The following is a 13,748-nucleotide window of genomic DNA, read 5'->3' on the forward strand; positions in this document are numbered from 1 at the left end:
CGTGCGCAGGCCGAGCGCTTTTTTTCTGATTGTATGTCAACATCTCCCTCCGATCCGATCAGCTGGTCTGACTTCGAGCGGGTCGATATTCGCACCGGCACCATCGTGGCGGCCACCCCGTTTCCGAAGGCCCGCAAACCGGCCTATCAGCTCACCATCGACTTTGGGGAACTGGGCCATAAACGCAGCTCGGCCCAGCTGACGGCCCTCTACACGCCCGACAGGCTGGTGGGCATGCAGGTGGTGGCGGTGGTTAATTTTCCGCCCAAACAGATTGCCAATTTCATCAGCGAGTGTCTGGTGCTGGGCGCAGTCGACCCGGAGGGCACCGTTACGCTGCTGCAAACCGAGCGACCGGCTCCCAACGGCCTGCGAATTGCCTAGCCTGCCGATTACCTTTATGCCCATATTGCCCTACCGGGCCCGACCTTATCCCAATCGTCTGATACCGTGACCGTTCGTCGAACCCCACTACCCTACGCCCTGCGACTGCTGACCGCGCTATTTATACTGACCCTGAGCCTGCCTGCACTGGCTCAACAGCCGATGGCCAACGATTCGGTTTACTACCGGACGGCTCCCATACCCGCCCACCTGCAACCCATCGAACGGGCAGCGGGATCATCGGCCTTTGGTAGTGTGTATTTCTACGGGGGCAAAAAACTGTCGTCGCCGTTTTCACTCGAAGTTCCTTTTTTCGAACTGAACGACCCCACCGTTTCGCACCACTTCAAAACGTTCCGGACCATGACAACCCTGAGCCGGTTGACATCGCTGGCCACACTCGCCTACGTCCTTTTCAACCCGAGTGGTCGCAACGGCACCTATTGGATTGTGTATGGCTCATCGATTGCGGCTTCGCTTACCTTCTCTGTGGTAGGTAATAGCCATGTCAACAAGGCGGTGGCACGATACAATGAGCTGATGCGCCAGCCCCGGGTTGGGTTGTCGGTTACGCCCGTTCCCCTCACCGGGCAGGCCACCCTCGGCGCCGGCATCGCCTGGGGTTTTTAACAGGTTCGCCAGTCAATTCATTGGCTTTCATACCCGTTTCGTTGTCACAATCCGACCGCCTATCCGGCGGCCCCGCTGGCCCATTCCGGCCCCGTACAGCCATTCGAATAGACAGCCCCAGTCAAACAGGCGTGGTGAATGAGCCAGAATCCTACCCGCCTACCCGACAACTCCCCAACGAGAACATACGGCATTTCAACCAGCAGGGGCGTCAGTATACCGATAATTGTCGGCTGAGCCGTATATTCATCGACCCAAGCATCAATTCATGAAACTTCATCTACTGACTCCCCTCCTGGCTGGCGCCCTGCTGTCGACAGCCACGGTACAGGCCCAGACCATTGTCAACCGGGATCCGCAGATTGCCGATCTCGTTACACAGGTATCTGCCGACAGCCTCCGCGCGCATATCAATGGCCTGGTCAGCTTCGGCACCCGGCATACGCTCAGCACCACCACCGACCCCCGGAAAGGCATCGGTGCTGCCCGCAACTGGATCCTGAGCAAATTCAATCAGTACGGCAAACAGGCCGGTGGCCGGCTGACGGCCACGATCGACACCTGGACGCTGCAGGCCGATGGCCGCCGGATCGACAAACCCGCCAATATGGGCAACGTGATGGCCACCCTGAAAGGTACCGATCCCAATGACACACGGGTGTTTATCGTGCAGGGCCACATGGACAGCCGCGTAACCAACGTGATGAACCGTGAGGCCGATGCGCCGGGCGCCAACGACGATGGCTCGGGCACGGCCGCCGTGATCGAACTGTGCCGGGTGATGAGCAAGAGCCAGTTTCCGGCTACCATCGTGTTCGTAGCGCTCACCGGCGAAGAGCAGGGGCTGCTGGGGGCCGAGCACCTAAGCGAGCGGGCCGTGCAGGAAAAATGGAACCTGGAAGCCGTGCTCAACAACGACATCATGGGCAGCAACCACAGCAACGAAACCACCATCATCGACAACACGCGGCTGCGGGTGTTCAGCGAAGGCCTGCCCGGCAACCTGCTTAAAGACACGACTGGCCGCATCGGCCAGATTCGGCAGTTCGGTACCGAGAACGATGGCAAAGCCCGGTCGCTGGCGCGCTACCTCAAGGAAGTGGGCGAGCGCTACGTCGAAAACCTGGAGGTGGTGATGGTGTACCGCAACGACCGCTACCTGCGCGGGGGCGACCATACGCCTTACGTGCAGCGGGGCTTTGCGGCCGTGCGCCTAACCGAGATGAACGAAAACTACGATCATCAGCACCAGGACCTGCGCACCGAAAAAGGCACCGAATTTGGCGACTACGCCAAGTTTATGGACTTCGAGTACCTGCGCAAAAACACGGCGGTCAACCTCGCCACGCTGGCCAACCTGGCCAAAGCGCCCGCCGTACCGCAAAAAGTAACGGTCGATGTGCGCAACCTGACCAATTCGACCGCGCTCTACTGGCAGGCACCCGCTACGGGCAGCGTCAAAGGGTACTACGTGCTGATGCGCGAAACGTACTGGCCGTTCTGGCAGAAGAAGTTTTTCACCACCAAACTGGGTATGACTCTGCCCTACTCCAAAGACAACTACTACTTTGCCGTGCAGGCCGTGAGCGCCGATGGCAACGAAAGTCTGCCCGTACTGCCGGTGCCCAACCTCCGGTAACTGGCCGGCAAAACACACAGGACGCCCCCTTGCCAGCACCGCGGTGCTGGCAAGGGGGCGTCCTGTGTGTTTTGCGTATACCCTACTCACCCAAAATACTGCTGCTCGATGCGGCCCACGTACCCCAGGTAAGTAGCACTCGTGAACCATGGCAGCAGCCGCGCCCCCACGTTTGGGTACAGGTTGAGATCGGTCAGGTCGGCAATGGGCTTCCAGACCAGTTCGAGCGCCGATGTTTCGGCCGGGTTCAGCGCGGGTATGCCCTGCAGGTTGCGGGCGGCAAACACGACGTGCAGCACATCGTCGTTTCGCTCGGTCAGGAGCATCTCGCCGGCCAGAATCATCTCGCCCACATCGACCGATACGCCCAGTTCTTCGCGGATTTCGCGGACGACGGTCTCAGTCAGGATTTCGCCCCGATCGGGGTTGCCGCCCGGCAGGGCAAATACATCCTGCCCACCGTAGTTGTACCGCATCAGCAGCACGTCGGTCTGGTTATTCTGAATACGCCAGATCAGCGCGGAAGGACGAACTTTCATACAAAAAAGGCGGGTTGCCGAACGGCGTCTGTGGTTGGTTTCAACACCAAAGTAACCACAAAATTGGCCCGGCTACTCACCGCATCATGACTTAATTCAACTCCCGGGTGGTCTCAAACAGGAACCAGGTCCGGCGTTCGGTTTCGTCGATATACACTTCGAGCAAACTGGCCGTTGCCACATCTTCGGCATCATCGGCGATTTTGTGGGCCGCCCGCATGTTGGCAGCCATCTTTTTATTCTCAGTCACCAGATCGGTCAGCATGGCTTTGGGCGCCACAAAATCATCGTCGTTGTCTTTCACCCGCTGCAGCTGGGCAATGTGCGCCACCGAGCGAAGCGTGGTTCCGCCGATTTTGCGGACGCGTTCGGCCAGCGGGTCGATGGAAGCAAGAATCTGGCTGGCCTGCTCGTCGAGCAGCAGGTGATAGTCGCGGAAATGGCGCCCCGACATGTGCCAGTGGTAATTCTTGGTTTTGATGTAAAGCGCGAACGCATCGGCTACCAGCCGGTTGAGCGATTCGGTTACCTGCTCGCAGCCTTTGGCGTCGAGGTCGGTGGGCGTATCGAGAACGTTGTCCGTTTTGAGCGTAGGCATGTCTGTTCCGGGTTAAGGCCCTGTGCCGGTACTGGGCACAGGGCCGGATGTATGCTCAGAACCGACGGTCAGGCCGAATGTTTGGCCGGCCGACATGATTTAACCGGGGGTTAATCCGACCTAGAAACGGGCCATTACTTTCTCCGAAACCGTTTGCCCGATCGACAGCGACGAGGTGGCAGCCGGCGAGGGCGCGTTGACCACATTGATCGCTTTTTCGTTCTCCAAAATGGCAAAATCGTCGAGCAATCCGCCCGTCCGATCGCAGGCCTGCGCCCGCACACCGGCCCCGCCATCCTCGAGGTCCTGCTCCTGAATGGCAGGAATCAGTGCCTGCAGGGCTTTGGTAAAGGCAGCCTTCGAAAACGACCGGTACATTTCGCCCAGCCCCGTTTGCCAGTATTTGGCCGCTACCTTCTGAAAGCCCGGCCACGCCAGTGTTTCGCCCAGCTCTTTCAGGCTGATGTCGGTTTTGGTGTAGCCCTCACGCCGGAAGGCCAGCACCGCGTTGGGGCCGGCTTCTACACCCCCGTGTACCATGCGCGTGAAGTGAACCCCCAGAAACGGAAAGTTCGGGTCAGGGACGGGGTAGATCAGGTTTTTGACCAGATACTCCTTCTCGGGTTTGAGCTTGAAATACTCGCCCCGAAACGGCACAATCCGCACGTCGACCGCGTCGCGCTGGGTCAGCTGGGCAATCTTGTCGGAGTAGAGCCCCGCGCAGTTGACCACCAGTTTGGTTTCGTACCGGTTTTTGTCGGTAACCACAATGCTCAGGCTGGTGCCGGGCGTTACCTGCTCGACCCGCTCGGCCAGGCGGATTTCGCCCCCCAGCGACTGGAATTTCTCGGCGTATTTTTCGGATACCTGCTTATAGTCGATGATACCGGTCTGCGGCACAAACATGCCGCCCACTCCACTGACGTGCGGCTCGATTTCGCGCATTTCGCCTACCGACAGTTTCCGCAGTCCCGTCAGGCCGTTTTGCTGACCGCGCTGGTAAAGCGTGTCAAGTTGCGGCATCTCTTCGGCTTTGGTAGCCACCACGATTTTACCGCACAGGTCGAACGGAATCGATTCGGCCCGGCAGAAGTCGAGCAGCATCTGGTAGCCCCGAATGCAGTTGGTTGCTTTGAGCGACCCCGGTTTGTAGTAGAGGCCGGAGTGAATAACGCCCGAGTTGTGGCCGGTTTGGTGCCGGGCCACGGCGGGTTCTTTTTCGATCAGCAGCACGCTCAGGTCGGGTCGCTGCTGTTTGATACGCAGGGCCGTGGCCAGTCCCACGATACCTCCGCCAATGATGAGTACATCTGTCATAGGAGCCGGTACCCGATACGCCCCGTTAGCCAGGTCGATCTGTCAGGTCAGGTACCGCCCGCAAAGATACGCGATTCGGCGCAGGGCTACTGCAACTGCGACTCAATCCAGTCGAAACCACGGCTGTAGAGGGCTTTGGCAAACCGTACCCGGTTGTCGAAATCGGCATTGTCGGTCTGCCCGCTGGTCATAAACTGGCGTACCAGCCGGGCGTTGTCGGTAGCCTGGGGCTGCTCGATCTTAGGCTCGTCGTCGGTGCGGTAGGCGGCAAAAGCCGGCGCGTCGCCGTCGAAGTGCTGGAAAAACAAGTGCCCCTGCACGGTACGCACGGCGCAGAGAATACCACAGGCCCGGCTGGTTGAGGGGGCCAGGCTGCCTTCGAGCCCCCGTTTAAGCACCACTACCGCATCGAAGCCGGCCAGCAGGGCCAGCTCGGCCATTTTCATCTGGTAGGTGATGTGAAATACCGATGTGACCAGTATGCGGGCGTGACAGGGGTTAAGCGTTTTTTCGAGCGTGGCCAGAAAAGGCCGCTTGATAAGGGTACGCCGGCGGTCGACCCACCGGTCGAGGGCCGGCGACAGGGCCTTCTGGTCGAGCACCCAGCCGTAATGTTCGAGCGGAATATCGAGTTCGTGGTTGCTCTGCAGAAACTGACAGCCCAGGTGCATATACAGGTCAAGGGCGTTGAGCGTGAACTTGGGCCCGCCCGACCGGCCCACTACCGATACGGCCCCGTAGCCCCGCTTCTGCACCAGCTGGGCCAGCAGGGGCGTAATGAGGTAACTGTGCTCGACCCCGTCGAAGGGTTCGGCCAGTTGCACCAGCGGCCGGTCGGCGCAGCTGATCGAGCCAAAGCCGGGCGAGTAGGTTCGCTCGGCCGCCCGCATCAGCCCGTGGTACTCTTCGTTGGTTTCGTGCCGCACCCGCATAATGCTGGCCGCCAGCCCCCGAAACGTTTCGCACGCGCCCGTACCGAACAGGTAGTCGCCCAGCTGCTCGGCTTCGCTTACCTGCAGGTTATGCCCCCGTACCAGCTTGGTGGCAATGGGCAGCAGGCCGCCCGGCAAATCGGGGCACACCTTGTTGATAAAAAACGTTGGATGGCCAAAGGCGTTTTTCCCGATCTCGGCTTCCAGCGTCCGCTCCTCGTCGGTTGGTCCTTTGGCAATCAGCGCGCCCAGAAAGGCCCCCAGCTGCAACCGGTCGGTAGCCGGGTCGGCCAGGGCGGCACGGCACTCAGCCAGCAGGTCGGGCGGCAGGGGCTTGCTGCCATACTTACCAATACCAATATGTTTGATACCCCGTCCTAGAACGGTATCAGCAGGGGCGTCCGGCAGGAGGGCAGGGATCGACATAAAATAAATTGGAAGAAATGTTGGACAAAAGCAGGCGGGCGTTACTTACATACTGCCGATAACTGCGAAACTGATTCAGCTGTTCGGACGTACTGACCAGCGGCCCAGTCGGGGTGGAGCGTTACGACGTCGCCGATCACGATAATGGCCGGGTTGCCCAGCTGCCGGTCGGCCACGCACCGCCCCATCTGGCTGGCCGGTGCCACCGCCACCCGCTCGTCGGCGCGGCTGCCGTTGCAGATGATGGCCATGGGTACCGAGCCCCGCCCGGCCCCCGTCAGCAGGTCGATAATAGCGGCCAGATGCTTCATACCCATCAGGATAACGAGCGTTGCCGACGATCCGACGGCTGTCTGGATATCGGCCGACAGCCGGTGGTCTTTGGTTGTCCCGGTCAGCACCCAGAACGATTCGCTGATGCCCCGGCAGGTAAGCGGAATACCGGCCAGCGCCGGCACGGCATAGCTGCTCGACAGACCCGGCACGACCGTTGTAGCCACCCCGCAATCCTGCGCAAACGTCAGCTCCTCGAATCCCCGCCCGAATACGTAGGGGTCGCCCCCTTTCAGCCGCACCACGTGCCCATGACTGTGGGCATACTGTACGATCAGGTGATTGATATCGGCTTGGGCAAATTCGCAGCCCGAGCCCTGTTGCCAGGGGCGCTTGCCCACAAATACCCGCTCCGCTGCGGCCGGCGCATAGGCGAGCAGGTCCGGATTGACTAGGGCATCATAAAGCACCACATCGGCCGATTGCAGTGCCCGAACGGCTTTCAGGGTAATCAACTCAGGATCGCCGGGGCCGGCGCCTATAAGGGTAAGTCTGGGGGTGTGCATCATCGTCCGCCAACGAGTTTAGCGTGAAAAACTATACCAGGTGCCTATACTTTATAGCCCTTACGACTATTCCGTAAATATGCTCAGTAAAAATACCTAGCAAAAAGATAAAATATATAGTTCCAATTCAGAATTTAGTATAAGTTTACAGAATAAACAACGAATATTTATTGGCAATATGCCAATTATTCAGAATTATAATATTTAAAAGTCAAATAATGCAATTAATGAATAAGTAGCGTTCGTGTTCCATTTTAACGCCCTGGCAGGATGAAAAACATTGTAGTAGTAGGCAACGGTATGGTAGGCTATAAGTTCTGCGAGAAGTTGCTGGCCCGGCAAACGGAGGGGTCGACCGATGGCGGTCGGCTGACCCTGACCGTTTTCGGCGAAGAACCCCGCCCGGCCTACGACCGGGTTCACCTGAGTGCTTATTTTTCGGGTACCACGGCCGATGAGCTGACCATGGCTCCGGCCAGCTGGTATGCCGACAACGGCATCGCACTGCACACGGGTCAGTGCATTACCCACATCGACCGGACGGCCAGAACCGTGACGACCCATACGGGCCTGACCGTGGCGTACGACGCGCTGGTGCTGGCAACCGGCTCGGCGCCCTTTGTGCCGCCCGTACCGGGGGTGCAGAAAGACGGCATTTTTGTGTACCGCACCATCGAAGACCTCGAAGCCATGATGGCCTGGGGCAAACGCGCCAGCCGGGCGGTGGTGATCGGGGGCGGGCTGCTGGGCCTCGAAGCGGCCAAAGCCACGCTCGACATGGGGCTCGAAACCCACGTGGTTGAGTTTGCCCCGCGGCTGATGCCCCGGCAGCTCGACAGCGCGGGAGCGACCATGCTGCGGCAGAAAATGGAAGCCCTGGGTATCCAGATTCACCTCAGCATGAACACCGTCGAGTTCACCGGCTACGACTGCGTGACGGGCCTGCGCTTCGCCGACGACACCCAGCTTGAAACCGAGATGGTCGTTATCTCGGCCGGTATCAAACCCCGCGACGAGCTGGCCCGGCAGTGCGGGCTGGACGTAGGTCCGCGCGGGGGTATTCTGGTCAACGACAGCCTGCAAACGTCCGATCCGGCCATCTACGCCATTGGCGAGTGCGCGCTGCATAACGGCATGATCTACGGACTGGTGGCCCCGGGCTACGACATGGCCGACAGCGTGGCCGCGCAGCTCACCACGCCCGCCAGCGCCAAACTGTTTACCGGCTTCGATATGTCGACCAAGCTGAAGCTGATCGGCGTCGACGTGGCCAGCTTTGGCGAACCGTTCTGCGATCAGGTGCCGCACCGGACGCTGGTTTGGGAGGATAAACTAACGGGCATCTACAAACGACTCAACATCAGCGACGACGGCAGGCACCTGCTGGGTGGTATTCTGGTGGGCGATGCCGAAGCCTACAACATGCTGCTGCAGACCAGTAAAAACCGCCTGGTGCTTCCCCCCACCCCCGATGATCTGCTGCTGCCTGCCCGACGGGGCGAGTCGGCCGGGGCGGCTTCGGGCGTGATGAGCCTGCCCGACGACGCCCTTATCTGTTCCTGCGAAGGCATTACCAAAGCCACCCTCTGCACAGCCGTCACCGACCTCGACGCCACCGATGTGCCGGCCCTGAAAAAATGCACCAAAGCCGGCACCGGCTGCGGAGGCTGCGTACCGATGCTGAACGACCTGATCGGCGAAACCCTCAAGGCGCAGGGCCGTATCGTGCGTAAAGTGCTCTGCGAACATTTCGACCTGACCCGCCAGGAACTCTACGACCTGATCCGGATCAACGGCGAAACCACCTATGGCGACGTGCTGGCCCGCTACGGCAACGGGTGCGGGTGTGAAGTATGCAAGCCAGCAGTGGCATCGATTCTGGCCAGTGTGCATAACCAGCTCGTTGCCCGGCAGGCCGTCATTCAGGATACCAACGACCGGTACCTGGCCAACATCCAGCGGGGCGGCACCTATTCGGTGGTGCCCCGCGTGGCCGGGGGCGAAATCACCGCCGACAAGCTTATTGCGCTGGGGGTAGTGGCCAAGAAGTACGACCTCTACTGCAAAATCACCGGCGGGCAGCGCATCGACCTGTTCGGGGCCCGGGTCGATCAGCTGCCCGCCATCTGGGAAGAACTGATCGACGCCGGTTTCGAGAGCGGCCACGCCTACGGCAAATCGCTGCGGACGGTGAAGAGCTGCGTGGGCTCGACCTGGTGCCGCTACGGCGTGCAGGATTCGGTGGCCTTTGCCATCGAACTCGAGGAGCGGTATAAAGGCCTGCGCTCGCCCCACAAGCTGAAGAGTGGCGTGTCGGGCTGCGTACGCGAATGCGCCGAAGCCCAGAGCAAAGACTTCGGCATCATTGCCACCGAGAAAGGCTGGAACCTCTACGTAGGCGGCAATGGGGGTGCCAAACCCCAGCACGCGCAGCTGCTGGCCGCGGATATCGACCGCGACACCTGCATCCGGTACCTCGACCGGTTTCTGATGTTCTACGTAAAAACGGCCGAACCACTCACCCGCACAGCCACGTGGCTGAACAAACTCGACGGGGGCCTGGCCTACCTCCGCAGCGTCGTGATCGACGATGTGCTGGGCCTTAACGCACAGTTCGAGCAGGAGATGCAGCACATTGTGAACACCTACCAGTGCGAATGGAAATCGGTAGTCGACGATGCCAGCCTGCGCAGTCAGTACCGGCACTACGTAAACGCCGACACCATCGACCAGTCGCACGCATTTGTCACCAACGAACGCGGTCAGAAGCAGCCGGCCGCCTGGTAATCTATCCTCTCAACCGGCCGGTCACAGCCGTGGCCGGCCTTCATCTTCAGCACAGCCATGACAACCGAATTCGAACCTACCAATACCCTGCAGTGGTACCCGGCCGCCCCCGTATCGGCCTTTCCGGCCGATGGCGGTGCCTGTGTCCGGATTGGCGACCGGCAGATTGCCGTTTTCAACTTCAGTCAGACCGGGGCCTGGTATGCCTGCCAGAACCAGTGTCCCCACAAGATGCAGATGATCCTGTCGCGCGGGCTCACGGGCGATCAGCAGGGCGAGCCCAAGGTGGCCTGCCCCTACCACAAAAAAACCTTTTCGCTCTGCACGGGGCAGAACCTGAACGGCGAAGCGTATCAGATTGACACCTATCCGGTACGGGTTGACGGGGGGATGGTGTATATTGGCCTTTGATTACGATAAACCTGACCGATTATGGTGACAAAGCGATTCACACAACGCTATGTACTGGCCCTCTCGCTGGTAGCGGGCCTGACCATCGGTGGTCAGGTTTTAATCCATCGCCAGCTGAACAACCAGACGAGCGACTCGTACCTGATCAATTTTGCCGGACGGCAACGGTTTCAGGAGCAGGAGATTATCAAGAATGCCGTGCTGCTGACCGTTGTGCCGCCCGCGCCGGTCGCCGAATCGACGGTGCCGGCCACCTGGCAGGTGCTGAAACGCTGGGAGCGGTACCACAACGAACTGATGAGCGGTCAGCTAACTGATCTGAAGCAGGTGGTGCCCAACAGCCCCCAGATTCAGCAGATGTATCGGCAGCTGAACCCCCACTTCGGCGCTATCCGGACAGCCGTACGGCAGCTGCTCGTACTGACGCAGCAACCCGTACGGAACCGGGCCGCCGAACAGGCCCAGCTACGGATCATTCTGGCCCACGATCGGCCGTTCCTGAATCAGATGGACGCCATTGTGCAGCAGTATAGCCGCGAAGCCATTCAGAAAGTAGACCGACTGCGCGGTATCGAAGAGGCCCTGCTGGCCATCACGCTCTTCGTGCTCATGCTCGAAGCCCTGCTCATCTTTATTCCGGCCGTGATGATGATCCGGCAAACGGTGGAGCAGCTGCTGGAGTCGAACCGGCAGGCCAGTCGCGCCAACGAAGCCCTGCAACAGACCAACCAGTCGCTCCGCGATACGCAGCAGCAGCTCATGCGCGAAACGGCGCTGAACCACCAGCAGCAACTGGCCGACCAGCGGAACCGGCTGTCGGCCGTGGTGCAGGGGCAGGAAGACGAGCGAAAGCGCCTGTCGCGCGAGTTGCACGACGGTATTGGCCAGATGCTCACGGGTGCCAAACTGCTCTCGGAAAACATCCGCTCGACCAGCCAGCTGACGCCCCCCGATCAGAAAACCTTTACTACGCTTAAAACGCTGCTGATCCGGATTATTCAGGAAACCCGCAACGTATCGAACAACCTGATGCCGCCCGTGCTGAGCGACTTCGGCCTGCTGGCCGCGCTCCGGCTGCTGGCCGAACACCAGACCAGCGAAGCCAGTGTCGACGTGGTGTTTGTATCGAAGATTACCGATGCGCGGTTCAATCCTTCGGTCGAGATCGGGCTGTATCGGATTGCCCAGGAAGCCGTGCACAATGCGATCAAGCACGCCGGCGCCAGCCAGATCCAGATAGGCCTCGACTACCGTGCCGATCAGCTCCTGCTCCGCATCAGCGACGACGGCTGCGGCTTCCGGTATCCCCTGCCGCTGGGCAGCAACCTCAGTTCGCAGGGGCTGCACAACATGCGCGAACGGGCGCAGTTGATCGACGGGGTGTTTGGCATCGTGACCCGCCCTTACTCCGGCACGTCGATTCAGGTCAGTGTGCCCCTGCCCATCGCCACCCAGGCCAGCATGGCTTCCATTGCCGCCAGCCGATAGCTCGAAATACGGTTAAACACGCTGAGTATATAAACTGTACTATTCCCAGATTAAAAAAAACTATTCTACCGAATTCATACCATTGAGCCGAATTAAGTATCGAATACTAAAAAAAAACTGCGATTTAATTTTTTACTCTGTTAAATATACCTACTTTTATTCTGTAGAAAATAAGTGCAATTACTAAGTAATATTACTTAATACCAAAACCCACAAGTTTGTTGCTGTGCTGCGTTGGCGGACAAGGCACAGCACCCGGCGGCCCTCGTAGCCGGTCAGATGGCAGTCTGACCGGCCGTAAAAAAAGCCCCGGCGGGATGGCGGTCCTGACGGGGCAAAGTTGGTTCAATACGTGTTCGTGTTCCACATTAAACCAAGCCAAATGTATGAATATTTTCATACGCAGCAAAACATTTCTAAGCATCTGTGGCCTACTTACCCTATCGGTCACGACGACACAGGCCCAGTTTACGTTCAGTGGTCAGCTCCGCACCCGGTCGGAGTATCGGAACGGGCAGGGCACCCTGCTGAAAGAAGGCGACAAAGCGGCCTTTTTTACGTCGCAGCGAACCCGCATCAGCGCGGCCTACTCGGGCTACCGCATCAAAGCATTCGCCACGGTTCAGGATGTGCGCGTTTGGGGGCAGGATGCCTCGACGATCAACCGCACTACCAATGCCGATCTGAACGGTCTGCTGCTACACGAAGCCTGGGGCGAATTCAGTTTGCTCGATACGGCGCAGACTAAACTGGGCAAAGAACTGGCCCTGAAAGTGGGGCGTCAGGAACTCGTTTACGACGATGTACGCCTGCTGGGTAACCTCGACTGGCTGCAGCAGGGACGCCGGCACGACATGGCCCTGCTGAAGTGGGCCAACCAGGGCTGGATGCTTCATGCGGGGGCTGCGTATAACCAGAACCGTGAGCAGAAAAGCGGTACGGTTTACAACGGCGTACCGACCACTTATTCGGCCGGCACCAACGGCATCGGGGCCGAGTACAAGTCGCTGCAGTTTCTGTATCTGGGCCGCAAGTTCTACGCCGGCAACATGTCGCTGCTGGCCATCAAAGACGATTTCAGCCAGTTTACAACCACGCCGGCCAGCGGCACCACCGCGGCCACCACGACCTACACCGACGGCGTCTGGAGCCGCATTACGCTGGGTGGCTACGTCAACGCGACGTTTAAAAAACTGGGCGTAAAGGCCGAAGCCTATTACCAGGGCGGCCGGTACCGCGACGGCCGCGACCTGAGTGCTTCGCTGGTATCGGTAGCCCTGTCGTATGCCACCAGCCGCCGGACGACCCTGCTGGCCGGTATCGACCGCACCAGTGGCAATGACCCCGGCAACACCACCGGCACCAGCCATCGCTTCGACCCGCTCTACGGCACCCCACACAAGCACTGGGGCTACATGGATTACTTCTACGTGGCCGACGGATTCGGCACGGGTGGCCTCAACGACCTGTATGTGAAGCTACGCTACAAGCCCCTCGACCGGTTGTTGCTCACAGTTGATGCGCACCAGTTCAACAGCACCAACCCGGTTGTGGCGGCCGACAAAACCCTGATGGATAAGCCTTCATTCGGGCAGGAATACGATGTGGTGGGGCAATACACGCTCACCAAACAGATCGGGCTGGAAGCCGGCTACTCCGTTTTCAGTGCAACCGATGCGCTGGCCGCCGTGAAAGCCGTAGCCACCCCGAAGAAAACCGCGACCTGGGCCTACCTGATGCTCAACCTGCGCTTCTAGT

General features: G+C 59.6%; 12 protein-coding genes. 7 read left to right on the forward strand and 5 right to left on the reverse strand.

The features are described from left to right. Positions 1 to 33: 33 nt before the first annotated feature. The 3 genes from ACYVAC_RS06555 (at position 34) to ACYVAC_RS06565 (ending at position 2,653) form a co-directional block, all read left to right on the forward strand. Entirely contained in the window at positions 34 to 384 is a 351-nt protein-coding gene (locus ACYVAC_RS06555) for a tRNA-binding protein (protein ID WP_461096797.1), read from the forward strand. Positions 385 to 450: 66 nt separating this feature from the next. Then, positions 451 to 1,014: a hypothetical protein gene (locus tag ACYVAC_RS06560; RefSeq protein WP_461096798.1), complete on the forward strand. Its 564-nt coding sequence runs from the start codon at positions 451 to 453 to the stop codon at positions 1,012 to 1,014. 268 nt (positions 1,015 to 1,282) lie between these two features. Beyond that, entirely contained in the window at positions 1,283 to 2,653 is a 1,371-nt protein-coding gene (locus ACYVAC_RS06565) for a M20/M25/M40 family metallo-hydrolase (protein WP_461096799.1), read from the forward strand. A gap of 86 nt (positions 2,654 to 2,739) precedes the next feature. On the opposite strand, the gene ACYVAC_RS06570 is transcribed toward ACYVAC_RS06565, so the two are convergent. From ACYVAC_RS06570 to cobA, 5 genes are all read right to left on the reverse strand, one after another. After that, complete coding sequence (locus ACYVAC_RS06570; RefSeq protein WP_461096800.1) at positions 2,740 to 3,192, reverse strand: NUDIX domain-containing protein; 453 nt, start codon at positions 3,190 to 3,192, stop codon at positions 2,740 to 2,742. Between the two features lie 91 nt (positions 3,193 to 3,283). Further along, the gene (locus tag ACYVAC_RS06575) at positions 3,284 to 3,790 is read right to left on the reverse strand and encodes a Dps family protein (RefSeq protein WP_461096801.1); all 507 of its coding nucleotides are present in this window, start codon (positions 3,788 to 3,790) and stop codon (positions 3,284 to 3,286) included. Positions 3,791 to 3,910: 120 nt separating this feature from the next. After that, positions 3,911 to 5,107, reverse strand: a complete 1,197-nt coding sequence (gene lhgO, locus ACYVAC_RS06580; RefSeq protein ID WP_461096802.1) for an L-2-hydroxyglutarate oxidase — start codon at positions 5,105 to 5,107, stop codon at positions 3,911 to 3,913. Between the two features lie 86 nt (positions 5,108 to 5,193). Further along, the gene (locus tag ACYVAC_RS06585) at positions 5,194 to 6,465 is read right to left on the reverse strand and encodes an anthranilate phosphoribosyltransferase (RefSeq protein ID WP_461096803.1); all 1,272 of its coding nucleotides are present in this window, start codon (positions 6,463 to 6,465) and stop codon (positions 5,194 to 5,196) included. A gap of 41 nt (positions 6,466 to 6,506) precedes the next feature. Beyond that, on the reverse strand, positions 6,507 to 7,307 hold the full coding sequence (gene cobA, locus ACYVAC_RS06590; RefSeq protein ID WP_461096804.1) for a uroporphyrinogen-III C-methyltransferase: 801 nt from the start codon (positions 7,305 to 7,307) through the stop codon (positions 6,507 to 6,509). A gap of 267 nt (positions 7,308 to 7,574) precedes the next feature. Between cobA and nirB the strand changes: the two genes are divergently transcribed. The 4 genes from nirB (at position 7,575) to ACYVAC_RS06610 (ending at position 13,747) form a co-directional block, all read left to right on the forward strand. Next, positions 7,575 to 10,091 carry a nitrite reductase large subunit NirB gene (gene nirB / locus ACYVAC_RS06595; protein WP_461096805.1) on the forward strand — a complete coding sequence of 839 codons (2,517 nt, stop codon included), beginning with the start codon at positions 7,575 to 7,577 and terminating at the stop codon, positions 10,089 to 10,091. A gap of 57 nt (positions 10,092 to 10,148) precedes the next feature. Beyond that, positions 10,149 to 10,502, forward strand: a complete 354-nt coding sequence (gene nirD, locus ACYVAC_RS06600) for a nitrite reductase small subunit NirD (protein WP_461096806.1) — start codon at positions 10,149 to 10,151, stop codon at positions 10,500 to 10,502. Positions 10,503 to 10,523: 21 nt separating this feature from the next. Continuing rightward, positions 10,524 to 11,990 carry an ATP-binding protein gene (locus ACYVAC_RS06605; RefSeq protein ID WP_461096807.1) on the forward strand — a complete coding sequence of 489 codons (1,467 nt, stop codon included), beginning with the start codon at positions 10,524 to 10,526 and terminating at the stop codon, positions 11,988 to 11,990. Positions 11,991 to 12,376: 386 nt separating this feature from the next. Next, entirely contained in the window at positions 12,377 to 13,747 is a 1,371-nt protein-coding gene (locus ACYVAC_RS06610; protein ID WP_461096808.1) for an alginate export family protein, read from the forward strand. The last annotated feature ends 1 nt before the right edge of the window (position 13,748 follow it).

This window comes from Spirosoma luteolum (assembly GCF_054778875.1).

What these genes read in the sequence shown, in the direction of transcription:
- ACYVAC_RS06555 (WP_461096797.1), top strand. Translation starts at nt 34, where the DNA reads ATGTCAACATCTCCCTCCGATCCGATCAGCTGGTCTGACTTCGAGCGG.
- ACYVAC_RS06565 (WP_461096799.1), top strand. Translation starts at nt 1,283, where the DNA reads ATGAAACTTCATCTACTGACTCCCCTCCTGGCTGGCGCCCTGCTGTCG.
- ACYVAC_RS06570 (WP_461096800.1), bottom strand. Translation starts at nt 3,192, where the DNA reads ATGAAAGTTCGTCCTTCCGCGCTGATCTGGCGTATTCAGAATAACCAG.
- ACYVAC_RS06575 (WP_461096801.1), bottom strand. Translation starts at nt 3,790, where the DNA reads ATGCCTACGCTCAAAACGGACAACGTTCTCGATACGCCCACCGACCTC.
- lhgO (WP_461096802.1), bottom strand. Translation starts at nt 5,107, where the DNA reads ATGACAGATGTACTCATCATTGGCGGAGGTATCGTGGGACTGGCCACG.
- ACYVAC_RS06585 (WP_461096803.1), bottom strand. Translation starts at nt 6,465, where the DNA reads ATGTCGATCCCTGCCCTCCTGCCGGACGCCCCTGCTGATACCGTTCTA.
- cobA (WP_461096804.1), bottom strand. Translation starts at nt 7,307, where the DNA reads ATGATGCACACCCCCAGACTTACCCTTATAGGCGCCGGCCCCGGCGAT.
- nirB (WP_461096805.1), top strand. Translation starts at nt 7,575, where the DNA reads ATGAAAAACATTGTAGTAGTAGGCAACGGTATGGTAGGCTATAAGTTC.
- nirD (WP_461096806.1), top strand. Translation starts at nt 10,149, where the DNA reads ATGACAACCGAATTCGAACCTACCAATACCCTGCAGTGGTACCCGGCC.
- ACYVAC_RS06605 (WP_461096807.1), top strand. Translation starts at nt 10,524, where the DNA reads ATGGTGACAAAGCGATTCACACAACGCTATGTACTGGCCCTCTCGCTG.
- ACYVAC_RS06610 (WP_461096808.1), top strand. Translation starts at nt 12,377, where the DNA reads ATGAATATTTTCATACGCAGCAAAACATTTCTAAGCATCTGTGGCCTA.